Source organism: Ferrovibrio sp. (genome assembly GCF_002796975.1).
Lineage (GTDB): Bacteria > Pseudomonadota > Alphaproteobacteria > Ferrovibrionales > Ferrovibrionaceae > Ferrovibrio.
Map to the genome: position 1 here is coordinate 431,621 of NZ_PEKV01000004.1, position 24,646 is coordinate 456,266.

Below are 24,646 nucleotides of genomic sequence, written 5' to 3' on the forward strand. Positions count from 1 at the left end.
CTTTAAGTGACGCTGATATTTCCATTGGCTGAGTGTGATGAAAACCATCCTGATCATCGGCATCGGTGCGGGTAACCCCGAGCATCTCACCATCCAGGCGGTGAATGCGCTGAACCGCGTCGACGTCTTTTTCATCATGGACAAGGGCGAAGCGAAAGGCTCGATGATCGACCTGCGCCGGGAGATCTGCGCCCGCTTCATCGCCGCCGGCCGCACATACCGCTTCGCCACAGCGCAAAGTCCGCCATGGGACCGCAACAGCGGCGAATACAATGCCGTGATCGGCAACCTCAACTCCGACAAGCAGGCCATCTTCGAGCAGCTGATCGCCGGGGAGATGCAGGACGGCGAGACTGCCGGCGTGCTGGTCTGGGGCGACCCCTCGCTGTATGACAGCACGATCCGCATCATGACCGACATCGCAGCCAGCGGACGGCATGCCATCTCCTATGACGTGATTCCCGGCATCAGCAGCCTGCATGCGCTGACCGCGCAGCATCGCACCACACTGAACACCGTCGGCCAGCCGGTCGAGATCACCACCGGCCGTCGCCTCGCCGAAGGCTTCCCGGCCGGCACCGACAGCGTCTTCGTCATGCTGGACGGCGACGACACTTACCGGCGTTTCGCCGACGATGACAGAATCGATATCTACTGGGGCGCCTATATCGGCACGGCCGATGAGATCCTGATCTCGGGCCGGCTGAAGGATGTCGCCGGGCAGATCGCCCAGACCAGGGCCGCGGCGAAGCAGACCCACGGATGGATCATGGACAGCTACCTGCTGCGACGCCGGAAGAGTTAAGCGGCGAAAACCTGCGCGCGATAGAGCCGCAGGCCGACCCTGACGCCAATGGCCAGCGGGTCTTCATTCTGCTCTTCCCGCGTGCGCGTCAGTTCGACGATGCGCCCGTCGGGCAGTTCGGCTTCGAGGCGAACAAAGGCGCCGACCGTGGAGACAAAGCGGATCGTCGCCTCGCCCTCGGCATCTGGCACCACGGCAATGTCATGCGGCCGGGCATAGAGCCGCGCCGGACCGTTCGGCACCTCGACGCGCTCCAGCGCCGTGGTATCGATCCCCGGCAGCAGCACCGAGCCGGCCGCCACGTGGCAATCCAGCGCATTGTTGTCGCCGAGGAAGCCGCTGACGAACGGTGTGGCCGGAGTGTCGTAAAGCTGGGCCGGCGTATCGATCTGCTCGATACGTCCCTTGTTCATCACCACCACGCGGTCGGCCAGTTCGAGCGCTTCCTCCTGGTCATGCGTGACGAAGACGGAGGTCATGCCGAGCTGTTCATGCAGACGGCGCAGCCAGCGGCGCAATTCCTTGCGCACCTTGGCATCCAATGCACCGAAGGGCTCGTCCAGCAGCAGCACGCTCGGCTCGATGGCGAGCGCACGCGCCAGCGCCACGCGCTGACGCTGACCGCCGGACAGCTGCGCCGGCATGCGGTCGGCCAGCCAGTCGATCTGCACCAGCTGCAGCAGGCGGTTGACGCGTTCGCGGATCACCGGTTCGGGCAGACGCTGCTGGCGCGGCCGCACGCGCAGGCCGAAAGCGACATTCTCGTAGACGGTCATATGGCGGAACAGCGCGTAATGCTGGAAGACAAAGCCGACCTGGCGATCGCCGACCGGACGGCCGCTGGTGCTGACGCCATTGAACTGGATGTCGCCGCTGTCGGCCCAGTCCAACCCGGCGATGATGCGCAGTAGCGTGGTCTTGCCCGAGCCCGACGGGCCGAGCAGCGCGACCAGTTCGCCCGACTTCACACTAAGATCGACATCACGCAAGGCATAGAAATCGCCGAAGACGCGGGTGAGGTTTTTGACATCAATACGCATGAGCCCGTATCCGTGATCAATCGCCGGCCGGAGCGGAGTCCGGCGCGCGGTCGCGGCTCAGCTTCCATTCCAGCAGTGTTTTCAGTGCAAGGGTGATGATGGCCAGCATCGCGAGCAGCGAGGCCACTGCGAAGGCCGCAACGAAATTATACTCGTTGTAGAGAATCTCGACATGCAGCGGCATCGTGTTGGTCAGGCCGCGCACATGGCCCGATACCACCGAGACGGCGCCGAATTCGCCCATGGCGCGGGCATTGCAGAGCAGTACGCCATACAGCAGCGCCCATTTCACATTGGGCAGGGTGACATACCAGAAAGTCTGCAGACCCGAGGCATTGAGCGTGAAGGCCGCCTCCTCCTCCAGCGTGCCCTGCTCCTGCATGATCGGGATCAGCTCACGTGCGACAAAGGGGAAAGTGACGAAGACCGTGGCCAGCACGATGCCCGGCACGGCGAAGATGATCTGCAGGTCGTTGTCGCGCAGCCACGGCCCGAGCCAACCCTGCAACCCAAACATCAGCACGAAGACTAAGCCGGAAATCACCGGCGAGACCGAGAACGGCAGGTCGATCAGGGTGATCAGGAAACTCTTGCCGCGGAATTCGAACTTGGTGATCGCCCAGGAAGCAACCAGGCCGAAGACCATGTTGAGCGGCACGGAGATCACTGCGGTGATCAGGGTGAGCTGGATGGCCGACACCGCGTCGGGTTCGGTCAGCGCTTCGACATAAGCCTCCCAGCCATGGGCGAAGGCCTGCAGGAAGACCAGCAGCAACGGCAACACGACGAATAATCCCAGGAAGGCCAGTGCAATCGCGATCAGCGCGGCGCGGCCGGTCTTGCGGCGCGCACTGACGATTTCGCGGCGCTGGTCGGCGGCAATGGAAAACAGCGCGTTCATCGCCTACCTCCGCCGCTCGCGCCGTTCCGCCCAGCGCTGCAGGATATTGATGCAGAGGAGCAGAATGAAGGACGCGATCAGCATGGTCACGGCAATCGCCGTAGCCTCCGCATAGGCGAATTCCTCCAGCTTGATCACGATCAGCAGCGGCGCAATCTCGGATTTCATCGGCAGGTTGCCGGCAATGAAAATCACCGAACCGTATTCACCCAGCGCACGGGCAAAGGCCAGTGCCATGCCGGTGAGTGTGGCCGGCATGATGCTGGGCCAGATCACTTTCGTAAAAACCTGCCATGGATTGGCACCCAGGCTTTCAGCCGCGTCTTCCGCCTCGCGCTCGAAGTCCTCCAGCACCGGCTGCACCGTGCGGACCACAAAAGGCAGGCCGATGAAGATCAGTGCAATCACAATGCCGGCCGGCGTGAACGCGACCTTGATGCCGAACGGCGCCAGCAAGGCACCAAGCCAGCCATTCTCCGCCCACAGCGTGGTCAGCGCGATGCCGGCAATCGCGGTCGGCAGGGCGAAGGGAATATCGACCAGCGCATCCACGATGCGGCGGCCGGGGAAGCGGTAGCGCACCAGCACCCAGGCAACGATCAGGCCGAACACCGTATTGATGCCGGCGGCAATCGCGGCGGTGCTGAAGCTGACCCGCAGGGCATGCACGACCCGCGGCGTCGAGATCGCCGCCCAGAAGGCATCCCAGCCCAGTGTCGCCGATTTCAGGAACAGGCTGGACAGCGGCACCAGCACGATCAGGCTGAGCCAGAAAACCGTCAAGCCCAGCGTGAGCCCGAAACCGGGGATCACGCTGGGCTGAGCGCGGAACGGTATACGCGATATGGTTTGTGTCACTTCAATCCGTCATTCGTGGCATGCCGTCCGTATCGATCGATGGGTCGGCCCGATTGGTCAGTTCAGTTGCTTGGCTTGTAGATCTGGTCGAATACGCCGCCATCACTGAAATGCTCCTTCTGCGCCTTGGCCCAGCCACCGAACTGCTCGTCGATCGTGAACAGCTTCACGTTCGGGAAAGTCTCGGCATGCGCCTTCGCCACTTCAGGATCGCGCGGGCGGTAATAATGCTTGGCAGCGATCTCCTGCCCTTCCTTGCCATACAGGTTCTTCAGATAGGCTTCCGCCACCTGACGAGTGCCCTTGCGGTCCACCACCTTGTCGACCACGGCGACCGGCGGTTCGGCCAGGATCGAAATGCTCGGCACCACGATCTCGAACTTGTCCTTGCCGAGTTGATTGATCGCCAGGAAGGCTTCGTTCTCCCAGCTGAGGAACACATCGCCCAGATTGCGCTGGGTAAAGGTGATCAGCGAACCGCGTGCGCCGGTATCGAGTACCGGCACGTTCTTGTACAGCTGCTCAACGAACTTGCGGCCATCATCCGCGTTGCCGGACTTGCGCGCAGCATAACCCCAACCCGCCAGATAATTCCAGCGCGCACCGCCCGAGGTCTTCGGGTTCGGCGTGATCACCGAGACGCCCGGCTTCACGATATCGTCCCAGTCCTTGATGCCCCTGGGGTTGCCCTTGCGCACCAGGAAAACGATGGTTGAGGTATATGGCGATGCGTTATCCGGCAGTCGCTTCTGCCAATCCGGCGCGATCAGGCCGCGCTCCGCAATCGCGTCGATGTCATAGGCCAGCGCCAGCGTGACCACATCCGCATCCAGGCCGTCGATCACCGAGCGCGCCTGCTTGCCCGAACCGCCATGACTCTGCCGTACGGTCAGCTTGCCGCCGGCCTGCGCCGCCGGCAGTTTGGCGAATGCCTTGTTGTAGTCATTATAGAGTTCGCGCGTCGGGTCGTACGACACATTGAGCAGCGTGACATTCTTGCCCTGCGCTACGGCGGCACCGGAGGCAAGCGGAACAGCCAGCAGCGCGACGGCGGCCAGCATGGCGCGTAGACCGATGTCTCTGGACAGGAATTTCAGCATGGCACCCTCTTTCGTCGATTTGGTCATGCCTGATCTTGTCAGCGGTTCCATAAACGACAATTGAAAGGAATTTGCGGCAACAGTAAACCGCGCTGAATCTGCGTCAAAAATATGCAGCCGTCTTAACGTACTGCCGCCACATGAACCGTGTTTTCGTTCCCGGCCCGATGCACGTCGTTATTCGCCTCGCTGCGCAGCCATGCAGCAAACGCCGCAACTTTGGGCAGCGACAGCAAGCGCTGCGGTGCCACGATATAGTAGGCGAAATCGACCGGCTGCGGATCTTCGAACAGTTGCACCAGCCGCCCTGCCCGCAGATCGTTTTCCACCAGCGTGGCCTTGGCCAGTGCCACACCGCCGCCCTGGATTGCTGCATCGAGCACCAGGCTCGACTGCGTGAAACGCGGACCGCGCGCCACATCCACAGCCGTGGCGCCGCGGGCACGCAGCCAGGCCTGCCAGTTCGGGCAGGTCGGATCGCTGTCCGGACTGTCGTCATGCAGCAGCGTGACAGCCGAAAGGTCTTTCACCTGCTGCAAGCGCTTTGCTTTCAGCAGCGTCGGGCTGCAGACCGGGATCACGGCCTCCGACAGCAGATGCTCTACGGCGAGATCGGGATAGCCGCCTTTGCCATAGCGGATGGCGATGTCGACATTGTCGCTGTTGAAGTTGCTGAGCTGCGTGGTGGCCGCCACACGCACATCGATATTGGGATGCAGCTTCTGGAAACGGTCGAGCCGCGGCATCAGCCATTTCACCGCAAAGGACGGCGCCACGCTCACCGTCAGCATGCTGGCCCGACTCAGGCCTTCGAGTTGGCCGACCGCCTCGCCCAGCATCTCGAAGCCGCCCCGGATGCCCGGCAGGAAGGTTTGCCCGGCATCGGTCAGCGCAATGCTGCGGCCGGCGCGACGGAACAGCTGCACGCCCAGATGCGCCTCCAGCGTACGGATCTGGTGGCTGACCGCCGCCGGCGTGACGCAGAGTTCGTCGGCCGCCTGCACGAGACTGAGATGGCGTGCGACCACCTCGAAGGTCCGCAGCGCCACCAGCGGCGGCAGACGGCGCTTCGACGGTCGCCCGGTGGCGACCCCGTCTGGGGCAAATGTGATAGCCTGTGTCTGGCGCATATCCTGATCTGAACGTCGCAACCGGCGAAGAATAACAAATCAGCAGCACAGCTGTATATCATTATGATATACAGCTGTATTACGCTATTTGTATTCCCCATATTCCGCGATTCCAAAACTGATCTGCGGCCTGCCGCAAAAGACATTCAATCGACAATCCGGCTGCTTCCGGCATGCTTGGTCTTCGCCCAAGCGGCGGCGCCTGCATCGCGACCGTCAAACCCGGAGGATGCCATGCCCTATCAGACCCCGATTGAAAAGCCGACCCGCGCCAAATGGATCGCCGCTGGCGGGGGCGGTTTGCCGGCCGCGCCCCTGTCCGGTCCGATTCCGTGCCGAGGCGATGTCGCCCACGCTATTGCGAACGACAACGCGCAGCGCTGCCGCCGCTCCGGCGTCGCGATCGATCCGATGTTTCTGGACTAGGCGGCCTGCCGGCTCTGGTAGACGCAGAGACTGGCATAGGCGAGCGACAGCAGCGGCATGGCGATGCCAGCCTGCTTCGCCCGCCGCAGCAGGTCGCCAACGATCTGGTCGGCTTCCACGGCAGCGCCCCTCTGCAGGTCGCGATACATCGACGAGGTATGCGCAGACCCCAGCTTGGTCAGCGTCTCGCGCGTGCTGGCCACGAAGCCCTCGTTCGGTGCCTTGCCGACTACACGGACCGCAGCGACGACTTCGTCTACAAGTGCAGCGGCGAAGTCGCGCCCGCCCGGCGCAGCGGCCACCTCGCCCACCGTGCCGTGCATCAGGCAGCAGATGCCGCCCAGCGCCGCCAGCAGAATCCACTTTTCCCACATCTCACGCTCGATCTCGGGCGTCAGCTTGGCGTCGAAGCCGGCATCGCGCAAAGCCGCGTCCAGTGCAAGGATACGCTCGGACCGGCTGCCATCCATCTCGCCATAGGCCAGGTCGTGGAACTTGCCCATTTGGACGACACGGCCGGCGTCATCGAGTTGCGCCGGGATGCGGCACAGGCCGCCGACCAGCGCCGGCGCCCCGAAACGCGCACGGATCGCATCGACATGCCGCATGCCGTTCAATACCGGCAGGATCATGGTCTGCGCACCGACGGCCGGCGCCAGGTCTTCCAGCGCGGCATCCAGCGAATACGCCTTTACCGTCAGGATCACCGCATCGTAGACGCCGGTAATCTGCCCGGCCGTCACCAGCTTGGGTGCGCAGGCGAAATCGCCGAACGGACTTTTGATCTGCAGGCCATCCTTTTGCAGCTGCGCCGCGCGACCCGGCCGCACCAGGAAGGTGACGTCACGCCCCGCCTGGGCCAGCCGGCCGCCATAATACCCACCGGTCGAACCGGCACCGACAACGAGCAGACGCATTGTTCCCCCATGGAATGATCACGGACCGTCACCTATCGCATCCGTGGCGCGGATCAAGTGTCCCGCAGGCCGCCTTTGCCGCTAGGGACCGGCCCACCAGCCAATCAGGCTCTCGGTTGCCCGCACCGCCAGCGATGGCACACCGCCCGTGCTCACCCACCAGCCGTGCGAACCAGACAGCCAGAACAGCAGAGTTGTCACCCAGAAGACGATGGCAGCCAGTACCGCATAGAGAGTATACCGCAGGTAAATCTCACGCAGCGTGACGGTGATGATGCGCTGCGCCACATCTGGATGAAGTTCGATGCTGCGACCCAGCATGATCCAGACCTCGGTCTTCTTGTAGGACCGGCGCGTCACATGCCCCGCCTTGAGCAAGAGCACGCAGGCGACCATCATTGTCAGGATCGCCCCGGATTTCAGTGACTGCAGCGGATCGGAGATCAGGCCGATCATCACGCACCAGATGCCAAGCGCGGCAAAGAAGCAGCCGCGCCCGACCGAGTGAACCGCCAATGCCCGCACCCGCTGTTCGATGGGTTCGGCCATGGCAGTCCCTGTCAGAGCAGACCCGGCAGGGTCAGCAGGATGGCAGCGCCGAGCCAGACCAGCATGGACATCTGATCGCTCTGCTGCCGGCCGCTGATACGCTCAAAAATCGCCGTTGGCACCCCCGATATCACCAGCGTGGAGACCGAGACGATCAGCGAGGTCCCATAAAGAATCGCAATCTGGTTATGCGGCGCGAATTCCGGCAGCCATATGGGCGCCATGACGAAGACAAGCGGCACCATAGGCGACACAAAGCCGTTGACCAGCGTCACCCCCAGAATCGCGACGAAAATGGTATTCGGGCTCATGAGGCGGCCTGCATCAGGCTCGGCGCCATGCCGTTGGCCGCAAAGATAAAGTGGGCAACGTAGCGTAATGCGAAGGCCCAGAAGGCCGTTACCAGAGGCAGGAAGCGCAGGTTGATGAAGCGCGGCGTGATCCAGTCGGTCAACCAGACAGCCCAGTTGGTCAGCAGTTTGAAGAAGCGGAAGATGTAGTTGGGATGATCCGGCGGCAGGAAGGCCGTCATCAGGAAACGCCCGACACAGGTCCAACCGGTCAGAGCGAAGCCATAGCTGACCGCCCAGTAGGGCAGGTAGCTCCAGAAGAAATCGGGCTGGGAGGTCATTGAAATCCTGAAACGGCGATGCAGAGCGACAACCTACAAAAGAAAACGGCGGAGGCCAATGGCCCCCGCCGCTCTTAGCGTGAAGCCACGAATTAGTGACTGATCGCGTCGTCGGCGCTCGCCAGTTTCACGCCACCCTTCGGCACGCGAATACTGTCGATAAAGTCCTGCATTTCCTTCGTCGGGGCCGTGGTCATCAGACTGACGACATAGGTCACGATAAAGGCTGCCGGAATGCCGAACAGGCCGCAGGAGATGTTCTTGATCCCGAACCACAGCGGCATGCCATAGAACTGGGTCATCACCAGGTAGTACACGCACACGCCGTAGCCGGCGACCATACCGGCAATGGCGCCGGTATTGCTCGTGCGCTTCCACCAGATGCCCATCACCAGTGCCGGGAACAGACCCGAAGCGGCGATCGAGAAGGCCCAGGCCACCATCGCAAGGATGGTCGAGGGCTTGGTCGACGCCACCCATGCCGCGGCAATCGCCACCACGATCAGCAGCGCACGGCTGATGATCAGGCGACGCTTGGTCGGGGCATGCGGATCGATCATGCGGTAGTAGACGTCATGGCTGAGCGCATTGGCGATTGCGAGCAGCAGGCCATCGGCCGTGCTGAGCGCTGCTGCCAGACCGCCGGCGGCAACCAGGCCAGCGACGACATACGGCAGACCAGCGATTTCCGGCGTCGCGAGCACGATGGCATCGGACGCAATCCGGAACTCGTTTAGCTGCAGGATACCATCGCCGTTTCCGACGACCCCCTTGCACATCACGTAGCGTGTTGCGGCATCGGCGGCGTCGCAGGTTCCGACAAGACCGATTTCACCCCACGACTGCACCCATGCCGGCAAATTGGCAATCGGGGTGCCGATCACGTTCTGGTAGACCTCCAGCTTGCCGAACGCGGCATAGGCCGGAGCGGTGAAGTAGAGCAGGAAGATGAAGAACAGGCTCCATGCCACCGACTGACGGGCTTCACGCACGCTGGGCGTGGTGAAGTAACGCATCAGGATGTGCGGCAGGGCAGCCGTACCCACCATCAGACACAGGATCAGCGCGAAGAAGTTGACCGCATCCAGCAGGTTTATTTCTCCCTTTGCATTGGAGAACACCGCTGTATGCCCCTTCACCACCCCCATGCTCTGTTCCAGCACGGCGATCTTCTCGAGCGCCTGGCCATACATCAGCTGCGGGATCGGCACGCCGGTCACCTTCGCCGACATAATCACAACCGGGATCAGGTAGGCGATGATCAGGATGATATACTGCGCCACCTGGGTCCAGGTGACCGCGCGCATGCCGCCGAGCATCGAGCAGACCAGAATACCGGCCAGACCGACGAACACCGCGATCTCGAACGAGATGCCGAGGAAGCGCGAGGCGATGATGCCGACGCCGAAGATCTGCGACGTCACATAGGTGAACGAGGCAGAAATCAGGACGATCACGCCGCAGAAGCGGGCAAGATTGCCGCCGTAACGGGCGCCGAGGAAGTCAGGCACCGTGTACTGGCCGAACTTGCGCAGATACGGCGCCAGCAGGATCGACACCAGCAGGTAGCCGCCGGTCCAGCCCAGCACGAAGGCAAGGCCGTCATAGCCGAGCAGGTAAAGCGTACCCGCCATGCCGATGAACGAGGCGGCCGACATCCAGTCGGAGCCGGTCGCCATGCCGTTGTAGAAGGCGGGCACCTTGCGGCCGGCGACGTAGTATTCGCCCATTTCCGCCGTGCGCGAGAGATAACCGATCAGCGCGTAAACGCCGATGGTCAGGAACACGAACAGGTATCCGATCACCTGGTTCGAGACACCCATCTGCTCGAGAATCGCCAAGACAATCACAAAGCCGGCAAAGCCGCCCGTGTATATCCCGTATATTTTGCCGAGATTGGCGATAAAACCGCCGTCTCCGCCTTTCGCATTGTTTGCCATGGTGGTGTTCCCCCTCTTATTCGTCTTCGGCGACGCCGAATTCTTCGTCGATCGCGTTCTGCTTCGAGGCGAACCAGAACAGCGATACGACAAAGGCAATCAGCGAGCCCTGTGCGGCCATGTAGAAGCCGAGCGGAAAACCGATGATCTTGATGGTGTTCAGCTGCGGCGCGAAGAAATGCACGGCGAAGCCGAAGAAGAACCAGATACCCAGCATCGTCCACATGAGGCCGGACGTTCTGGCCCAATAGGCCTTGGCCTTTTCCGGAGATAGGTCTGACATGAAGCGCTCCTGCCCCTATGTTGTTTATGTTATCGTTACGTCCAGAGCGGCGAAATTTACGCCTAGTCTGGCTCAGGGCAGTATAGGAGCGGGCATTTTGGCTGGCCCATTAGACCAAAGTTTAATTTAATCGAGTCAGTCAGTTACAGATTATATGCACAGGGGGATGTTTTGCTGCATCGCATCAAAGAGTTTTTCTTTCCACCGGCGGTTTCGACCCGCGCGGAACTGCAGGCCTTCATGACGGGGGAAGCCGCCTATCTGGCCCAGAAGACGGTCATCGGCTATTGCCGCGTCAAGACGATGCTGGACTACGAGAAGTTGCTGACCGAGGCCCCGTTCCACGATGGGCACGAGATCTGCCGGTGGGAGGCCTACGCCAGCACGCTGGGCGATATCATCATCATGACCGAGAGCTGGCTGCGGCCCGAAACGCCCGATGCCCGGCGCAGGCTGGCCGATTCGCTGGCCGGCTTGTATCCCCTCATCCTGAATGAAAGCGTGCCGGTGCATCGCCAGAACTGGGCCGACGCCATCGCAGCATTCAATGCCCGTTATGCCCAGACCCACCTGGAGGCCGCACTGCCGCCGGAACTGATCGTCACCGGTTCCGCCGCCCTCATCCATGAACTGGTGCCGATCGCCGACCGGCTGAAACGCAACGACCGCGAGGTCATCCTCGGCGATCTGCGGCTGCATATTCTTGCCGCGCATGCTTCGATGCTGAAACGCTTCGATCGCGACGCGTTGGTGACAGCATTGATGCATTGAGGATGGCATGCGGCGGTCGCTGATTGGCGGCGTCGGCCGGATTCTCGCGCGGCTGCGCAGCCCCGTACCGATGCCGGCCGCGGTTACTTTGGCCGATGACGAACCGCTCGCCACGCTGCCGGCCCTGCTGTTCGATACCGAGACGACCGGGCTGGATGTCGCCGGCGCCCGCATCGTATCGCTGGCCGGCCTGCCGCATCATGGCGGTACGCCTGACGACATGCCGCCGCTCGACCTGCTGCTGCATCCGGGCATCCGCATTCCGAAATCCTCGACCGCCATCCATGGCATCGACGACCACATGGTGGCCACCGCGCCCACGATAGGCTTGCTGTGGGGCAGCATCCAGCATGCCTGGCAGGGCCGCGTCCTGGTGGGCCACAATATCGGCTACGACATCGCCGTGCTGCAGCACGAAGCCGCACGCCATCGCCTGCCCTTTCATGCACCGCCCGGGGCGCTGGATCTCGGCCTGCTGTATGCCGGCCTGAAACCACGCGTGACGCATATCACGCTGGAGCGCATCGCCGAAGATTTCGCAGTACCGCTGGAGGGCCGGCATTCCGCTGCAGGAGATGCCCAAACCGCGGCCGGCATCTGGCAGCGCATGCTGCCCGCGCTGGGACGGATCGGTATCGCTACATTCGGGGATGCGCGTCGCCTGATGCAGCGGCAGCGCGATCTGCTGCAGCGGCAGGAACGCGCTGGCTGGGCGCTCGAGCTGCTGGTGCCGCGATGACCTCCGCACTGCCATTGCCCGATCTGGAACCCTACCGGCGCCGCGTCGGTGCAGTGATGCGCCAGCCCGTCGACGACATCGAGGGCAGCGCCACGCTCGCGGAAATCGCCCGGCATATGGCGCAAAGCACTCATGGCGGGCTGCTGGTGCGCGACCGTTTCGGCAGGCATGTCGGCATCCTCACCGAACGCGACCTTACGCGCGCCATCGGTCGCGACGGTGCGGTGGCGCTGCAATTCACCGCAGCAGATCTGATGACCCGCGATATCGTGGCGATTCACGAAAGCGCCTTCCTGTTCCGCGCCATCGGCCGCATGCGCCGGCTGAACCTGCGCTACCTGCCGGTGACGGACAACAGCGGTCGCTTCGTCGGCATGCTGACCGCGCGCAGCCTGCTCCGCCTGCGCGCACAGGATTCGCAGCTGATCGCCGACGAACTGGATGTCGCGCAGACCGCGGAAGACCTCAGTCACGCCCGCACCGCTCTACCCGGACTCGCCGCCACGCTGCTGACGGAAGGTTCCGATGCCCCGGCTGTGGCGGCGGTGATTTCAGGGATCTATGCCGATATCACGGCGCGCGCCAGCGCCATCGCGGAAGCCGAATTCACCAAAGCGGGCGAACTGCCGCCGGCGCCTTGGTGCATGCTGATCCTCGGATCCGGCGGCCGTGGCGAAAGCCTGCTCAAACCCGATCAGGACAACGCCATCATCCATGCCGGCAGCAGCGAAGACGATGGCTGGTATAACCGCATCGCCGAACGCATCAACGCCCTGCTGGATGAAGCCGGCGTACCCTTCTGCCGGGGTGGCGTGATGGCGAAGAACACCGCCTGGCGGGGCTCGCAGGGGCAATGGCGCGCCCGCGTCACCGACTGGATTGCGCGCCACACGCCCGATGCCCTGCTGAATGTCGATATCTTCTACGACCTGCAGCCGGTCTACGGTGCGTTGCGGCTGGGCGAGGCGCTGCGCTTCGAGGCACTGGCTGCGGCGCGCAACTCGCCGTTATTCCTGCGCCAGCTGGCCGAGCAGTCGGCCCAGTTGCATCCCGCACTCGGATTTTTCGGACAACTGAAGACAGAGAGCGATGGCCGGATCGACCTCAAGCTCGGCGGGCTGCTGCCGCTGGTGAGCGCAGCCCGCCTGATGGCACTGAAACTCGGAACGGCCGCGACCGGCACGGCAGATCGCCTGCGCGCCGTGGGCGCCGCCGGACTGATCGGCGAAAGCGATATTACCGGCTTGACGGCCGCCCATGCGCTTTTGCTGGAAACCATCCTGCAACAGCAGATTGCCGATCTCGCCTCGGGCCGGGATCCGGGCAGCCGCGTCGATCCCGCCGGTCTCAGCAGCATGCGGCGCAGTCAGTTGAAAGCTGCGCTGAAGCATGTCGCCCTGCTGCCCGAGATGGTGCAGGACGTGCTGACCGCGGCCCAACCGGCCGCATCCCAGCCGGCCGGAGATACCTGACCGCCTTGCGCCATATCAACGCCTGGTGATGCCCACATGGCATCATGCCTGCGTCCGAAATGACTGGAGCTGGGGATGAGCGCTTGGGAAATGGTGAATCGTCACGTCGAGGCCGCATTGGCGGAAGCTGCAACGACGGGGATTCCGGCAGAAACCGTCGCCAGCAATTTGATCACCGAAGCGGTGCGCATCCTGAAAGCCAGCCGGCCGCTGCAGGATATCCGCGCCGAGCTGCAATTCGCGATCGAGAATCTCGAAGACCGCGACTATGAGTTCATGCGGCCATGAATGGCCGTTGGAAGTTCATGCGGCCATGAATGGCCGTTCGGCAATCAGCCTTTGCGCCTCCCGGACTCCACCTGGACCACGCGCAGGAACAGGCTGCGCGGCTGATCAAGCGCTGTCGCACCCACCGGATGGGTCTGCGCCATCGCGCCGGCCGCGCCCGTAGCGAAACTGTCGTCGAACATGGCGTCGATATTGCGCTCGATCCCGCGGAAGGGATTGAGGCTGCGGCTGAAGGGGGTGAATTCGTCTTTGGCCATGATCGGCTCCGGCAGACGGGACTGACTGCCGGACAAACGCTGCGGCCGCACCTGCGTTCCGTGGCGCCGCGGAATAATCAGCCTGCGAGTTTCGCCACCAGCTTCTTCGGTGCGATCAGGCAATAGCTGCGCCGCACCAGCTCCGCCACTTCCGTCCAGTCGGCCTTTTTGTCGAGCCACATGCCGACCCAGCCCTTGTGGCCCAGATACGGCGGCACGAAAAAACGGCCGGGATCGGCCTGCACCAGCAGCTCCTGGCTGCCCTCCTGCGCCTTGCACCAGACCGCGTCGCGCTCGCCGATGGCGCTCTGCAGCGCGAAGATCTTGCCGCGGATGCGATAGGTGGGAATTTCCCAGGTCTCGCGCTCCTCGGCCTCAGGCAGCGCCATGCAGATGGCGCGCAGCCGCTCGGTCGGCCCGCGCGGCTTCAGCTTGCGGACGTCATTCTGCTTCGGCACCTGGTATTTCTTTGCCATCAGAACAGGCTCCCCTGCCGCTCATCCCTCGGCGGCGGGCGGAACAGGTCGCAGCGCACCGGATTGCGCTTCTCGTTATACCCCAGCCGCTTCACCGCCATGCGGAACCTCTGCGCGATCAGGTCGGCATAAGGCCCGTCGCCGCGCTGGCGCTCGCCGAAATTCGCCGTGTAATCGCGGCCGCCGCGGGTTTCCTGGATCAGCTTCATCACCTTGGAAGCCCGATCCGGGTAATGCTCCTGCAGCCACTCGCGCCACAACTCCTTTAGTTCGAGCGGCAGGCGCAGCAGTACCCAGCCGGCTTCGCGCGCGCCGGCCGCGAAGGCGGCCTCCAGAATGCGCTCGACTTCCATATCGTTGATGGCCGGGATCAGCGGTGCCGTCATCACGCCGCAGGGAATGCCGGCGTCGTTGAGCAGGCGGACCGCCTCCAGCCGCTTGCCCGGCGTCGAGGCCCGCGGTTCCATGTTGCGCGCAAGATGACGGTCCAGCGTGGTGATCGAGAGATAGCATTTCACCAGGCCGTCTTTCGCCATATCGGCGAGGATGTCGATATCGCGGGTGATCAGGTGATTTTTGGTGACGATGGTGAGCGGATGCCGCGTCTCGCACAGCACTTCCAGCACGCCGCGGGTGATGCGCTGGTCGCGTTCGACCGGCTGATAGGGATCGGTATTGGTGCCCATCGCCATGGCGCGGACTTGGTAGTTTTTCGCAGCAAGTTCCTTGCGCAGCAGCGTCGCAGCGTTGCGCTTGACCATGATCTCGGTCTCGAAATCGAGGCCGGGCGAGAAACCGAGATAGGCATGGCTCGGCCGCGCAAAGCAGTAGATGCAGCCATGCTCGCAACCGCGATAGGGATTGATCGAGCGGTCGAAGGAAATATCCGGCGAGGTGTTCCAGGCAATGATACTGCGCGTCGCATCCTCATGCAGATGGGTGCGCAGCGGATCGCCGGTTTCCAGATTGTCCCAGCCGTCATCCTCGCGCTGGCGGGTTTCGGTGTCGTAGCGGCTGCGCACGGCCGACACGGCGCCGCGTCCGCGCCGCGCATCGGGATGGGCGTGGTCGGCAGCGATGGATACGGCGCGCTCTACTGGTTTTCCCATGGCCATTTATCATAGCGCGCCATAGGAACATTTCAAGAACTACTCTTGCCGGGCCCCTCGTCCCGAGGACGACACCTGTCAGGCCGCCGCGGCCAGCGGCGGGACAGATCGGACATTGTGTCTTGAGGTTTATTGTGCTATTATTCCTATATAAGGGAACATTCGTTCGTATGCCTCGATAGGCGAACCTACACAGTTTTCGACGAAACCCTGCCGCTGTTGGACATCGTGGATAGGAAAATCAAAGTCTTGGCACACAAACCAAGGACTTAGGCGGGATTCAACGGGACGAAACTGGCTCTAATTGGCTCCAACTGGCTCAAACTGGACGGAACTGGCCTCCAAACGGGACGAAACAGGCTGATTCAGGCGTCTAAAGCTCGATGTTGTAGCGCACGAAGGGCGCGCGCTTGGCGACGCGCTCATACAGCCGGCGGGCGGTGCCGTTGAATTCCTCGGTCTGCCAGTACAGTACCCCGGCGCCCTTGGCCTTTGAGGCCTCGGCAACGGCCGCGATCAGGCGGCGGCCGATGCGTTTGCCGCGCGCTTCCGGTACGACGAACAGATCCTGCAGATAGACATTGCCGCCCATATTCCAGGTGGACGGATGCAGCAGATACTGCACCAGGCCCAGTGCGCGCTGGCCTTCCCAGGCGATCAGCGCCTCGATCTCGCGGCCCTCGACGACGCGGGCCCAGGTGAAATCGGTGACGACGGCCGGGACACTCTTTTCATAAAAGGCGAGATAACCGAGCCAGAGCGGCTCCCATTGTGCGCGTTCAGTGGCGGCCACCGGGCGGATAACGATATCGGACATGGAGACGGGTTTCCTTCAGATCGACTGCGATCCGATTACCCTGATAGCGGCACCGGGTTAAGCACCAGTTCCGGCAAATCCGATGGAGCCAGTATTATTTGCCGCCGCCACGCCGCTCGTGTTCTCGCAAGCGCGGAAACAGTTCGACGAAATTGCACGGCTTNNGTGCCGCGCGTGACGCCGGCGGTGGCGCGCGACTGGATCGTGGAGGTGCCGATCTTCTGGTAGCTGAGCATGCGGAACAACTCGCCGAAGCCCGGGATGCTTTTCTCGTAGATGCCTTCGAAGGCTTCGGGTGTCACGTCGCGGCCGGTCACACCGGTGCCGCCGGTGGCAAGGATCACATCGACCGTGTCGTCGTCGATCCAGTCGTTGAGCTGACCCTGAATCTCCTCGACGTCGTCCTTCACGATGGCACGGGCCGCCAGCTGATGCCCGGCTTCGGTCAGCCGCTCGGCCAGCGTGTTGCCGGATTTATCGTCTTCGAAGCTGCGGGTATCCGACACGGTCAGCACGGCGATCCGCACCGGCACGAACAGCCGCTTGCCATCGGCATCGACAAAAGATTGTGGCTGAAGCTGGGACATGGCGGGCTCCGGTCTAGGGAAGCCAATAAACTAGGATGCGCGCCGCGTGACGGCTAGGCGTTCAGTTCTTCTTTTCCGCCCGCTGGTCGCCGCTGTCGAGGTCGCGGTAGAGCGGCCATTCGCCGGTCATGGCAGCCGACAGCGACGGGTCGGCCTGGCCGATGCGCGAACGATAGATCCAGTAGTTGGTCAGCACGCGCTGCACGAAAACCCGCGTCTCGCTGAGCGGGATCGTCTCGATGAACAGGAAGGGATCGTTCGCCGCCACATCGGGATTGGCGCGGATCCATTTCTGCAGGTTGCCCGGCCCGCCGTTATAGGCGGCGGCAAGATGGAAAAGATTGCCGCGGATCATCGGCATCTCCAGCAGGTGCTGCAGATAGCGCTGGCCGAGTTCGATATTGTATTCCGGCGCGAACAGCTTATGCCGGCTCTTCTTGTGGCGCAGGCTGCTGTCGCCTGCCACCGCACCGGCCGTGCGCGGCATCAGCTGCATCAGGCCGGTCGCGCCGGCCGAACTCATCGCACGCGCATTGAAGGCGCTTTCCTGCCGCATGAAGGCAAAGACCAGCGCGCGATCGACGCTGAAACCGCCATCCGGCTCCCAGGGCGGCAACGGATAGAGCGCGTGATCGTGGCTTTCGCCCTTCACATTATACCAGGCAATGGCGATACGCATGGTGGAAGCCGGCGCCTGCATGCGGCTGACGAGGCCGAGCAATGCCGAGGCCAGATCGTCGCTCGCCTGGCTGAACAGCCGCGTCACCTCACGGTCGGCCAGCACCGCCTCGCCCACTTCCGACAGCGCCAGTGCGCGTCGGATGGCGGGAATGTCCTTCAGCCGGCGCAGTTCGTCGGCCGAGAGCGGCGGCGGCGTCCAGGCAAATGGCTCGTCGGTGCCAAGCTGCGCCAGGCTGAGCTGGCCGTAGAAAGTGCGTTCTTCCTTGGCGCCGACTTCAAGCAGGCGAATCGCTTCCGACGGCTGGCGCAGGCGCAGCATCACGCGCGCGCCCCACCAGGCACCGGCCGAACGGTCCCAGGCGGTCGCGGTGTTCGAGAAAGCCAGATTCTCGAAATGATGGCCGGCATTGTCGTAGCGGCCAAGCCGCCAGGCCGCGAGACCGGCAACCCAGTCGGCATCGGTCACACGGGCACGCGAGCGCTGCGCCGCCGGTGCCGCCAGCGCCAGCGCCTTCTCATCGTTGCCGTCCAGCACATACAGCCAGGCCAGCCGCTTGCGCCACTCGTCGTATTCCGAGGCGCTGACCTTGCTGCGGACATCCGGTTTGGCAAGGAAGGCCTCGGCTTCGCCCAGTCGTTCGCGCTTCAGCAGCGCGGCGAACTGCCCGGCGGCCTGGCTGATCTCGCGCGCGAAGGCCGGATCGCGGTCTCTCGGCTGCGACCGGCGGCGTGTGGTCGCCACCAGACCCGGATCGCCGTCATAGTCGCCCATCTCAACGCCCAGCGGCGCTGGCGGCGCCTTGTCCCTGCGCGGCTTCTTGCGCATCGCCAGGCCATAGACCTGCTCGGCGCCGGGATGGTCGCGATACTGCTTCAGCCAGGCGAGCAGCTCGGGGTAGGAACTGGTGTAAGCGGTGGGATGCAGATAGCGCTGCTGCAGCACATGGCCGAGCAGCAGCTTGTCGGAAAGCTTAGCGATCTCGCGGTCGGCCTTGGCCCAGTCATGGTCGGCCTGATATTCGAAGATGCGTTCGTAGCGGGCGACATCGTCGGCGCGCAGCACCGAGGGCAAATCCGTCTGCGCCGCAGCGGACGCTGCAGCACCAATCCAGATCCCGGCAAAGAGGACGATCCCCCTCAGATGCCTTTTCTTCCCCACCCCGTTTTTCATCGTTGCTCCGCATAGCGCAGATGCGGTTAAGGCACAACTAAACTTGCCGCAACCAATGGTCGAGGTTTTGGTTTTTCAAAGACTTAGCTGCGGGGTAATTTCCAGACCATCAGCGCCGACACCACGCAGCCGACAGTGCAGATCAGGATCGGCCAGGTATAGCTGCCGGTGGAGTCGAAAACCCAGCCGGCCAGTGTCGGCCCCAGCAGCGTACCGAAGGCGACCGATGTGTAGAGTACGCCCAGCACGGCCGACATGGCGCGCAGGCCGAACAGATCCGCCGTGAAGGCCGGCACCAGGGCAACGAAGCCGCCATAGAAGAGGCCGAAAACCAGCGCGAAAATGGCGAGTGCCGCAAAGCCCTGCGCGATGCTCCAGTAGGCCAGCGCCACACCGTTCAGCAGCATGATCAGCGCCAGGCTGCGGTCGCGGCCGATGCGGTCGGCCAGACCGCCGAGCACGAAGCGGCCCAGCGTGCTGCCGACGCCGATCAGGCCGACCAGCCAGACGCCTTCGGTGCGGCTCAGCCCCTGATCGGTGGCATAGGGTGCAAGATGGACGAAGGGTACGAAGGTGCCGATGCAGTTGAGTCCACAGGCGAGATAGAGCAGCCAGAAAATCCGGCTGCGCAGCACCTGGCCCAGTTCAAGCCCGGCCGGCACAGCGGGTGCAGCAGTGGCTGGGACTGCAGCACCATCAGGCTGCAGCCCCATGCTGGCCGGCGAGGCGCGCAGCAGTACCGTGGCGAGCACACCGAGCATCAGCGTGGCAGCACCGAAGGCGACATAAGCACCGCGCCAGCCGAACACCTCAATGGCATAAGCGGCGGCCGGCGGTGCGGCCATGGTACCGATGCCGATGCCAGCCACGGCCCAGCCCGAGGCCTGGCCGCGCTTGGCCATGAACCAGCGCTGCACCGTGCCGATGGCCGGGACATAGGCGAAGCCGACGCCGATCCCGATGCCGACGCCGTAGAAAAGGATGATGCCGGTGAGGCTGTCGGCGAAACTGGCCGCGAACAAGCCGGCGGCAACACAGGCGAGGCCGAAACCGACCACAGGCTGCGGTCCGATGCGATCAGCCAGCCGCCCGCTGATGGCGCCCAGTGCGAAATAGAGGAAACCCGCAGTGGAAAACACCAGCGAGATCGTGCCGCGTGTGGCGCCGAATTCGCGGCTGAGCGGTTCGAAGAAAGCCGGAAAGCTGTAGGCCGCGCCAAAGCAGGTGAACATCGTCAGGAAGGCGGCAGCTACCACCACCCAGCCGTAGAAGACCCCGGAAGATCGCACGGGCATCAGGCGCCCAGTTCGTCCAGCTTGGCGGCCAGTTCCAGCATGTCGCGCCAGGCTTCGCGTTTCACACCGGGCTGGCGCAGCAGATAGGCCGGATGCAGCATCGGCATCGCCGGCACCTTTACATCACCCTTGGCATATTCATGCCAGCGGCCACGCACGCGGGTGATGCCCTGCGTGGTGCCGAGCAGAGTCGCCGTGGAGAACTTGCCGGTGCAGACCAGCACCTTCGGCTGCACCAGTTCGATCAGCCGTTCGATGAAGGGGCGGCAGGCGACGATTTCCTCCGTTGAAGGATCTCGGTTGCCCGGCGGGCGCCAGAACAGCATGTTGGAAATGTAAACGTTGCTTTCGTCGCGGCCGATTGCCTTGAGCATCTTGTCGAGCAGTTGCCCGCTCTCGCCGACAAACGGCAGCCCCTGCGCATCCTCGTCGCGCCCGGGCGCTTCGCCCACGATCATCAGCGGGGCCTGCGGATTGCCGCGCGCGATCACCGTGTTGGTGGCGGTGGCCTTCAGCCCGCAGCCGTCGAAGGCGCGGATGGCGGCTTCGAGTTCGGCAATCGTGTTGCAGGCGCGGGCGGCGCTGGTGGCGGCGGATTCGGCAGCCTGGGCGGTCAGGCTGACCGGCTGGGGCGCACGGGCAGCCAGGGCAGCCTGCACGCCGCTGCCCAGCGCGGGGCCTGCCGCTGCGGCAGGTGGAACTGCTGCGGTCGGCTGCGGTTTAGCTTGCGGCCTGGGCGGTGGCGCGACCGTGCGATCAACCGGCTGTTCGCCAATGGCCTCATCCACCCCCGCCTCGGCATAGAACAAGGCAACGTCGAGCAGAGAGGGAGGAAAATCAGGGATTTCCGTGGCGTTCATCAGGGCTGTTGCGGGTCGCACCGATTGGCTTGCCCCCTATAGTCTGGTAAGCAGGCAGGGAGCGTCAAGCTGACCGGCCCTGACGTTCCCAAAATAAAAAATCCAGCAATATCTGAGGTGCCCCGTGTCGGAACGCGAATCGATGGAATACGACGTGGTGGTCGTCGGTGCAGGCCCGTCCGGCCTAGCCGCTGCGATCCGCCTGAAGCAGCTTGCTGCCGAGCAGAACCACGAGATTTCCGTCTGCGTCATTGAAAAAGGCTCCGAGGTCGGCGCCCATATCCTGTCGGGTGCGGTGGTCGATCCGATCGCACTCAACGAGCTGATCCCCGACTGGAAGGCCAAGGGCGCGCCGCTGAATACGCCGGTGACCGATGACCGCTTCATGATCCTGACCGAAGCGAATCACATCCCGGTCCCGAATTTCATGCTGCCGCCGCTGATGAACAATCACGGCAACTACATCGTCTCGCTCGGCAATGTCTGCCGCTGGCTCGCCAGCCAGGCCGAAGAGCTGGGCGTTGAAATCTTCCCGGGCTTCGCCGCCGCCGAAGTGCTGTATGGCGACAAGGGCGAAGTGGTCGGCGTCGCTACTGGCGACATGGGCATCGGCCGCGACGGCGAAAAGAAGTCGGGCTATACGCCGGGCGTCGAGCTGCGCGGCAAATATACGCTGATCGCCGAAGGCGTGCGCGGTTCGCTGGCCAAAGAACTGCAGAAGAAGTTCAACCTGCGCGAAGGCGCCAGCCCGGCCAAGTTCGGTATCGGCATCAAGGAACTCTGGCAGATCGATCCGGCCAAGCACAAGCCGGGCTTGGTGGTGCATACGCAGGGCTGGCCGCTGGATACCTACACCACCGGCGGCAGCTTCATGTACCATCTGGAAGACAACCAGGTGGCGGTCGGCTTCGTGGTCGACCTCGCCTATCAGAATCCCTATCTTTCGCCTTTCGATGAATTCCAGCGTTTCAAGACGCATCCGTCGGTGCGTGAGTATTTCGAGGGCGGCAAGCGCATCTCCTACGGCGCGCGCGCCATCAACGAGGGCGGCTTGCAGTCGGTGCCGAAACTGACTTTCCCGGGCGGCGCGCTGATCGGCTGCTCGGCTGGGTTCGTGAACCTGCCGCGCATCAAGGGCAGCCACAATGCGATGAAGACCGGCATGCTGGCCGCTGAAGCCGCTTTCGAAGCGGTGAAGAACGGCGCCACCGGTGGCGATGAACTGACCGCCTATCCGGAAAGCTGGAAGACCTCCTGGTCATTCAAGGACCTGTGGAAGGTGCGCAACGTCAAGCCCGGCATGAAATACGGCATGTGGATCGGCACGTTGCTGGGCGGCATCCATATGTGGCTGAACGATCTTGGCCTTGGCTTCCTGGTGCCGTGGACGACGCCGCATGCCAAGGCGGATTACGAGACTTTGAAGCTGGCCAAGGACTGCAAGCCGATTGCCTATCCCAAGCCCGATGGCAAGATCAGCTTCGACAAGCTGTCTTCGGTGTTCCTGTCGAACACCAACCACGAGGAAGACCAGCCCATCCATCTGCAGCTGAAGGATCCGTCGATCCCGATTGCAAGGAACCTGCCGATGTATGACGAACCGGCACAGCGTTACTGCCCGGCCGGTGTCTATGAAGTGCTGCGCGACGATACCGGCAACAATCCGCGCTTCCAGATCAATGCCCAGAACTGCGTCCACTGCAAAACCTGTGATATCAAGGATCCGGCGCAGAACATCAACTGGACCGTCCCTGAGGGGGGCGGCGGTCCGAATTATCCCAACATGTGAGACAGATGCACGATAGAGCCTCCCGCCGTCACGTTTCCCACCCGCTCCGCGCGCTTCTGCTGGCCGCAAGCCTACTGCCGCTGGTCGCCTGCAGCACCAGCGGCAGTATGATGTCGGGCGCATCGTTGCGCAGCAATTACCGGCTCGACAGCCCGTACGGCAATTTCCTCGCCGCACGCCATGCGCGCCAGATGAACGACAACACCGCAGCCGCGAATTATTACATCCGCGCCCTGCGCGAAGACCCAGAGAGCGCCCTGCTCACGCAGGGCGCCTTTATCGCGCTGATTGCAGATGGGCGGGTCGGCGAAGCGGTCGTGCTGGTGCCGGGACTGCGCCAGCTCAATGCTTCGGAATACCTGCCACGCATGACGCAGGCCTCGGCGCAGATGCTGGCGCGCGACTACGATGCCGTGCTGCGCCTGGTGGCTGAAGGACCGAGCGGCGGGATTCACGCTGCCTTCAATCCGCTGCTGGCGGCTTTCGCCCATGCCGGCAAGGGGGAAGCCGACCTGGCCACGGCCAGCCTGCAGAAACTGGAACGCCACCCGCTGATGAGCGGCGTCTATCTGCATCTCCGGCCAATCCTGCTTGAGATCCTGAACCAGCCCGGGCCGGCCGAAGCGGCCTATCGCGAAGTCATCGAAGGCCGAGAGCGCGCCGGCACGCGGCAGGTCGACGGTTACGCCCGCTTCCTTGAGCGCCACGGCCGCCCGGCCGAAGCACGCCGCCTGCTGGACGAACAGCTCGCGGTCAATCCGGACAACCCGGTGCTGCTGGCGGGGCTGCGCCGCCTCGATACCCGTCGCAACCTGCCAACCGAGCCGCTGGTCGGCAATGCCGTCGAAGGTCTGGCGGAAGCGCTGTTTGCCTCCGCCACTGCGCTCGGTCGCAGCGATGGCGGCGACCTTGCCGAGCTGCATCTCCAGCTCGCCCTGTTCCTGCGCCCGGACCTCGACGACGCCCGCATGCTGCTGGGCGACATCTACGAGAGCCGCGAGCGCTACGATCAGGCACTGGCGATGTATGCGCGTGTTTCCACCGGTTCAGCCTATGCCGAAAGCGCGCAGCTGCGCCAAGCCTGGTGCATCAACGAACTCGGCCGCCATGATGAAGCCGTACGCATTCTGCGTCGCATGGCCAGTGCAGTGCCGGACAGTCCGCGCGCATTGCTGACGCTGGCCGATCTGTATCGCCAGATGGAAAAATGGCCCGATGCGGCCAGGGAATATACCAACGCGTTGGCCCGCATCCCGCGATTGGAACAGCGGCACTGGACCATCCTGTTCGGCCGCGGCGTGTCTTACGAACGCTCCAGGCAGTGGGACAAAGCCGAAGCCGACATGGTGAAGGCACTTGAGCTGCAACCGGAACAGCCGCTGGTGCTGAACTATCTCGGCTATTCCTGGATCGATATGCATCGCAATATCGATCAGGCCACCAGAATGATCGAACGGGCCGTGCAACTGCGGCCCAACGACGGCGCCATCGTCGACTCGCTCGGCTGGGCGCTCTATCGCCTCGGCCGCTACGACGAAGCAGTGATTCAGCTGGAACGTGCCGTCGAACTGAAGGGCGGCGACCCGGTGATCACCGACCATCTGGGCGATGCCTACTGGCGCGTCGGCCGACAGGAAGAGGCGAAGTTCCAGTGGCGTCGCGCGCTCGGCCTCAAGCCGGAGCAGGATCTCGTCCTGAAGGTGCAGCGCAAGCTGGACAATGGCCTCGATCCGGTGGCGGCGAAATAAGGCACG

General features: G+C 63.4%; 26 protein-coding genes and 1 pseudogene. 8 read left to right on the top strand and 19 right to left on the bottom strand.

Going from position 1 to position 24,646, the window contains the following annotated elements:
• Positions 1 to 37: 37 nt before the first annotated feature.
• On the top strand, positions 38 to 805 hold the full coding sequence (gene cobF, locus CTR53_RS04770; RefSeq protein WP_290809648.1) for a precorrin-6A synthase (deacetylating): 768 nt from the start codon (positions 38 to 40) through the stop codon (positions 803 to 805).
• Here cobF and CTR53_RS04775 read toward each other — a convergent pair.
• The 5 genes from CTR53_RS04775 to CTR53_RS04795 all read right to left on the bottom strand — a co-directional run bounded on the left by CTR53_RS04775 (position 802) and on the right by CTR53_RS04795 (position 5,834).
• Positions 802 to 1,845: a sulfate ABC transporter ATP-binding protein gene (locus CTR53_RS04775; protein ID WP_290809649.1), complete on the bottom strand. Its 1,044-nt coding sequence runs from the start codon at positions 1,843 to 1,845 to the stop codon at positions 802 to 804. The genes cobF and CTR53_RS04775 overlap by 4 nt on opposite strands.
• A 16-nt stretch (positions 1,846 to 1,861) precedes the next feature.
• Entirely contained in the window at positions 1,862 to 2,746 is an 885-nt protein-coding gene (gene cysW, locus CTR53_RS04780) for a sulfate ABC transporter permease subunit CysW (protein WP_290809650.1), read from the bottom strand.
• A 3-nt stretch (positions 2,747 to 2,749) separates the two neighbouring features.
• On the bottom strand, positions 2,750 to 3,604 hold the full coding sequence (gene cysT / locus CTR53_RS04785) for a sulfate ABC transporter permease subunit CysT (RefSeq protein ID WP_290809651.1): 855 nt from the start codon (positions 3,602 to 3,604) through the stop codon (positions 2,750 to 2,752).
• A 62-nt stretch (positions 3,605 to 3,666) separates the two neighbouring features.
• Positions 3,667 to 4,731 carry a sulfate ABC transporter substrate-binding protein gene (locus tag CTR53_RS04790; RefSeq protein ID WP_290809652.1) on the bottom strand — a complete coding sequence of 355 codons (1,065 nt, stop codon included), beginning with the start codon at positions 4,729 to 4,731 and terminating at the stop codon, positions 3,667 to 3,669.
• Positions 4,732 to 4,826: 95 nt separating this feature from the next.
• The gene (locus CTR53_RS04795; RefSeq protein WP_290809653.1) at positions 4,827 to 5,834 is read right to left on the bottom strand and encodes a transcriptional regulator GcvA; all 1,008 of its coding nucleotides are present in this window, start codon (positions 5,832 to 5,834) and stop codon (positions 4,827 to 4,829) included.
• 234 nt (positions 5,835 to 6,068) lie between these two features.
• Here CTR53_RS04795 and CTR53_RS04800 point away from each other — a divergent pair, with 234 nt between their 5' ends.
• Positions 6,069 to 6,260 (top strand): hypothetical protein, encoded by a 192-nt coding sequence (locus tag CTR53_RS04800; protein ID WP_290809654.1) that lies wholly within the window; start codon positions 6,069 to 6,071, stop codon positions 6,258 to 6,260.
• Here the strand turns inward: CTR53_RS04800 and panE are convergent.
• The 6 genes from panE to CTR53_RS04830 form a co-directional block, all read right to left on the bottom strand.
• Entirely contained in the window at positions 6,257 to 7,177 is a 921-nt protein-coding gene (panE, locus tag CTR53_RS04805; RefSeq protein WP_290809655.1) for a 2-dehydropantoate 2-reductase, read from the bottom strand. The two genes, CTR53_RS04800 and panE, sit on opposite strands and share 4 nt — an antisense overlap.
• Before the next feature lie 81 nt (positions 7,178 to 7,258).
• Positions 7,259 to 7,726, bottom strand: a complete 468-nt coding sequence (locus tag CTR53_RS04810; RefSeq protein WP_290809656.1) for a hypothetical protein — start codon at positions 7,724 to 7,726, stop codon at positions 7,259 to 7,261.
• 11 nt (positions 7,727 to 7,737) lie between these two features.
• The gene (locus CTR53_RS04815; protein WP_290809657.1) at positions 7,738 to 8,037 is read right to left on the bottom strand and encodes a hypothetical protein; all 300 of its coding nucleotides are present in this window, start codon (positions 8,035 to 8,037) and stop codon (positions 7,738 to 7,740) included.
• Complete coding sequence (locus tag CTR53_RS04820) at positions 8,034 to 8,357, bottom strand: hypothetical protein (RefSeq protein WP_290809658.1); 324 nt, start codon at positions 8,355 to 8,357, stop codon at positions 8,034 to 8,036. The genes CTR53_RS04815 and CTR53_RS04820 overlap by 4 nt, the downstream gene beginning before the upstream one ends.
• Before the next feature lie 92 nt (positions 8,358 to 8,449).
• Positions 8,450 to 10,297 carry a sodium:solute symporter family protein gene (locus CTR53_RS04825; protein WP_290809659.1) on the bottom strand — a complete coding sequence of 616 codons (1,848 nt, stop codon included), beginning with the start codon at positions 10,295 to 10,297 and terminating at the stop codon, positions 8,450 to 8,452.
• Between the two features lie 16 nt (positions 10,298 to 10,313).
• Positions 10,314 to 10,580 carry a DUF4212 domain-containing protein gene (locus tag CTR53_RS04830; RefSeq protein WP_290809660.1) on the bottom strand — a complete coding sequence of 89 codons (267 nt, stop codon included), beginning with the start codon at positions 10,578 to 10,580 and terminating at the stop codon, positions 10,314 to 10,316.
• Between the two features lie 171 nt (positions 10,581 to 10,751).
• On the opposite strand from CTR53_RS04830, the gene CTR53_RS04835 reads away from it, so the two are divergent.
• The 4 genes from CTR53_RS04835 (at position 10,752) to CTR53_RS04850 (ending at position 13,850) form a co-directional block, all read left to right on the top strand.
• Complete coding sequence (locus CTR53_RS04835) at positions 10,752 to 11,351, top strand: hypothetical protein (protein ID WP_290809661.1); 600 nt, start codon at positions 10,752 to 10,754, stop codon at positions 11,349 to 11,351.
• A 7-nt stretch (positions 11,352 to 11,358) separates the two neighbouring features.
• Positions 11,359 to 12,090, top strand: a complete 732-nt coding sequence (locus tag CTR53_RS04840) for a PolC-type DNA polymerase III (RefSeq protein WP_290809662.1) — start codon at positions 11,359 to 11,361, stop codon at positions 12,088 to 12,090.
• Positions 12,087 to 13,562 carry a DUF294 nucleotidyltransferase-like domain-containing protein gene (locus tag CTR53_RS04845; RefSeq protein WP_290809663.1) on the top strand — a complete coding sequence of 492 codons (1,476 nt, stop codon included), beginning with the start codon at positions 12,087 to 12,089 and terminating at the stop codon, positions 13,560 to 13,562. Before CTR53_RS04840 ends, CTR53_RS04845 begins: the two co-directional genes overlap by 4 nt.
• A gap of 75 nt (positions 13,563 to 13,637) precedes the next feature.
• On the top strand, positions 13,638 to 13,850 hold the full coding sequence (locus CTR53_RS04850) for a hypothetical protein (protein ID WP_290809664.1): 213 nt from the start codon (positions 13,638 to 13,640) through the stop codon (positions 13,848 to 13,850).
• A gap of 44 nt (positions 13,851 to 13,894) precedes the next feature.
• Here CTR53_RS04850 and CTR53_RS04855 read toward each other — a convergent pair whose 3' ends face one another.
• The 8 genes and pseudogenes from CTR53_RS04855 to CTR53_RS04890 form a co-directional block, all read right to left on the bottom strand.
• Positions 13,895 to 14,107 carry a hypothetical protein gene (locus tag CTR53_RS04855; protein ID WP_290809665.1) on the bottom strand — a complete coding sequence of 71 codons (213 nt, stop codon included), beginning with the start codon at positions 14,105 to 14,107 and terminating at the stop codon, positions 13,895 to 13,897.
• Between the two features lie 77 nt (positions 14,108 to 14,184).
• Positions 14,185 to 14,583 carry an MmcQ/YjbR family DNA-binding protein gene (locus tag CTR53_RS04860; protein WP_290809666.1) on the bottom strand — a complete coding sequence of 133 codons (399 nt, stop codon included), beginning with the start codon at positions 14,581 to 14,583 and terminating at the stop codon, positions 14,185 to 14,187.
• Entirely contained in the window at positions 14,583 to 15,692 is a 1,110-nt protein-coding gene (locus CTR53_RS04865) for a PA0069 family radical SAM protein (protein WP_290809667.1), read from the bottom strand. The genes CTR53_RS04860 and CTR53_RS04865 overlap by 1 nt, the downstream gene beginning before the upstream one ends.
• A 373-nt stretch (positions 15,693 to 16,065) precedes the next feature.
• Positions 16,066 to 16,509: a GNAT family N-acetyltransferase gene (locus CTR53_RS04870; RefSeq protein ID WP_290809668.1), complete on the bottom strand. Its 444-nt coding sequence runs from the start codon at positions 16,507 to 16,509 to the stop codon at positions 16,066 to 16,068.
• Positions 16,510 to 16,603: 94 nt separating this feature from the next.
• Positions 16,604 to 17,096 (bottom strand): annotated as a pseudogene (locus CTR53_RS04875) (molybdenum cofactor biosynthesis protein B).
• A gap of 61 nt (positions 17,097 to 17,157) precedes the next feature.
• The gene (locus CTR53_RS04880; protein ID WP_290809669.1) at positions 17,158 to 18,840 is read right to left on the bottom strand and encodes a lytic transglycosylase domain-containing protein; all 1,683 of its coding nucleotides are present in this window, start codon (positions 18,838 to 18,840) and stop codon (positions 17,158 to 17,160) included.
• Between the two features lie 191 nt (positions 18,841 to 19,031).
• The gene (locus tag CTR53_RS04885) at positions 19,032 to 20,243 is read right to left on the bottom strand and encodes an MFS transporter (RefSeq protein ID WP_290809670.1); all 1,212 of its coding nucleotides are present in this window, start codon (positions 20,241 to 20,243) and stop codon (positions 19,032 to 19,034) included.
• Positions 20,243 to 21,103: a uracil-DNA glycosylase gene (locus CTR53_RS04890; protein ID WP_290809671.1), complete on the bottom strand. Its 861-nt coding sequence runs from the start codon at positions 21,101 to 21,103 to the stop codon at positions 20,243 to 20,245. Before CTR53_RS04890 ends, CTR53_RS04885 begins: the two co-directional genes overlap by 1 nt.
• Before the next feature lie 142 nt (positions 21,104 to 21,245).
• Between CTR53_RS04890 and CTR53_RS04895 the strand changes: the two genes are divergently transcribed.
• Complete coding sequence (locus CTR53_RS04895) at positions 21,246 to 22,892, top strand: electron transfer flavoprotein-ubiquinone oxidoreductase (protein WP_290809701.1); 1,647 nt, start codon at positions 21,246 to 21,248, stop codon at positions 22,890 to 22,892.
• A 107-nt stretch (positions 22,893 to 22,999) separates the two neighbouring features.
• Entirely contained in the window at positions 23,000 to 24,640 is a 1,641-nt protein-coding gene (locus CTR53_RS04900; protein ID WP_290809672.1) for a tetratricopeptide repeat protein, read from the top strand.
• Positions 24,641 to 24,646 lie beyond the last annotated feature (6 nt).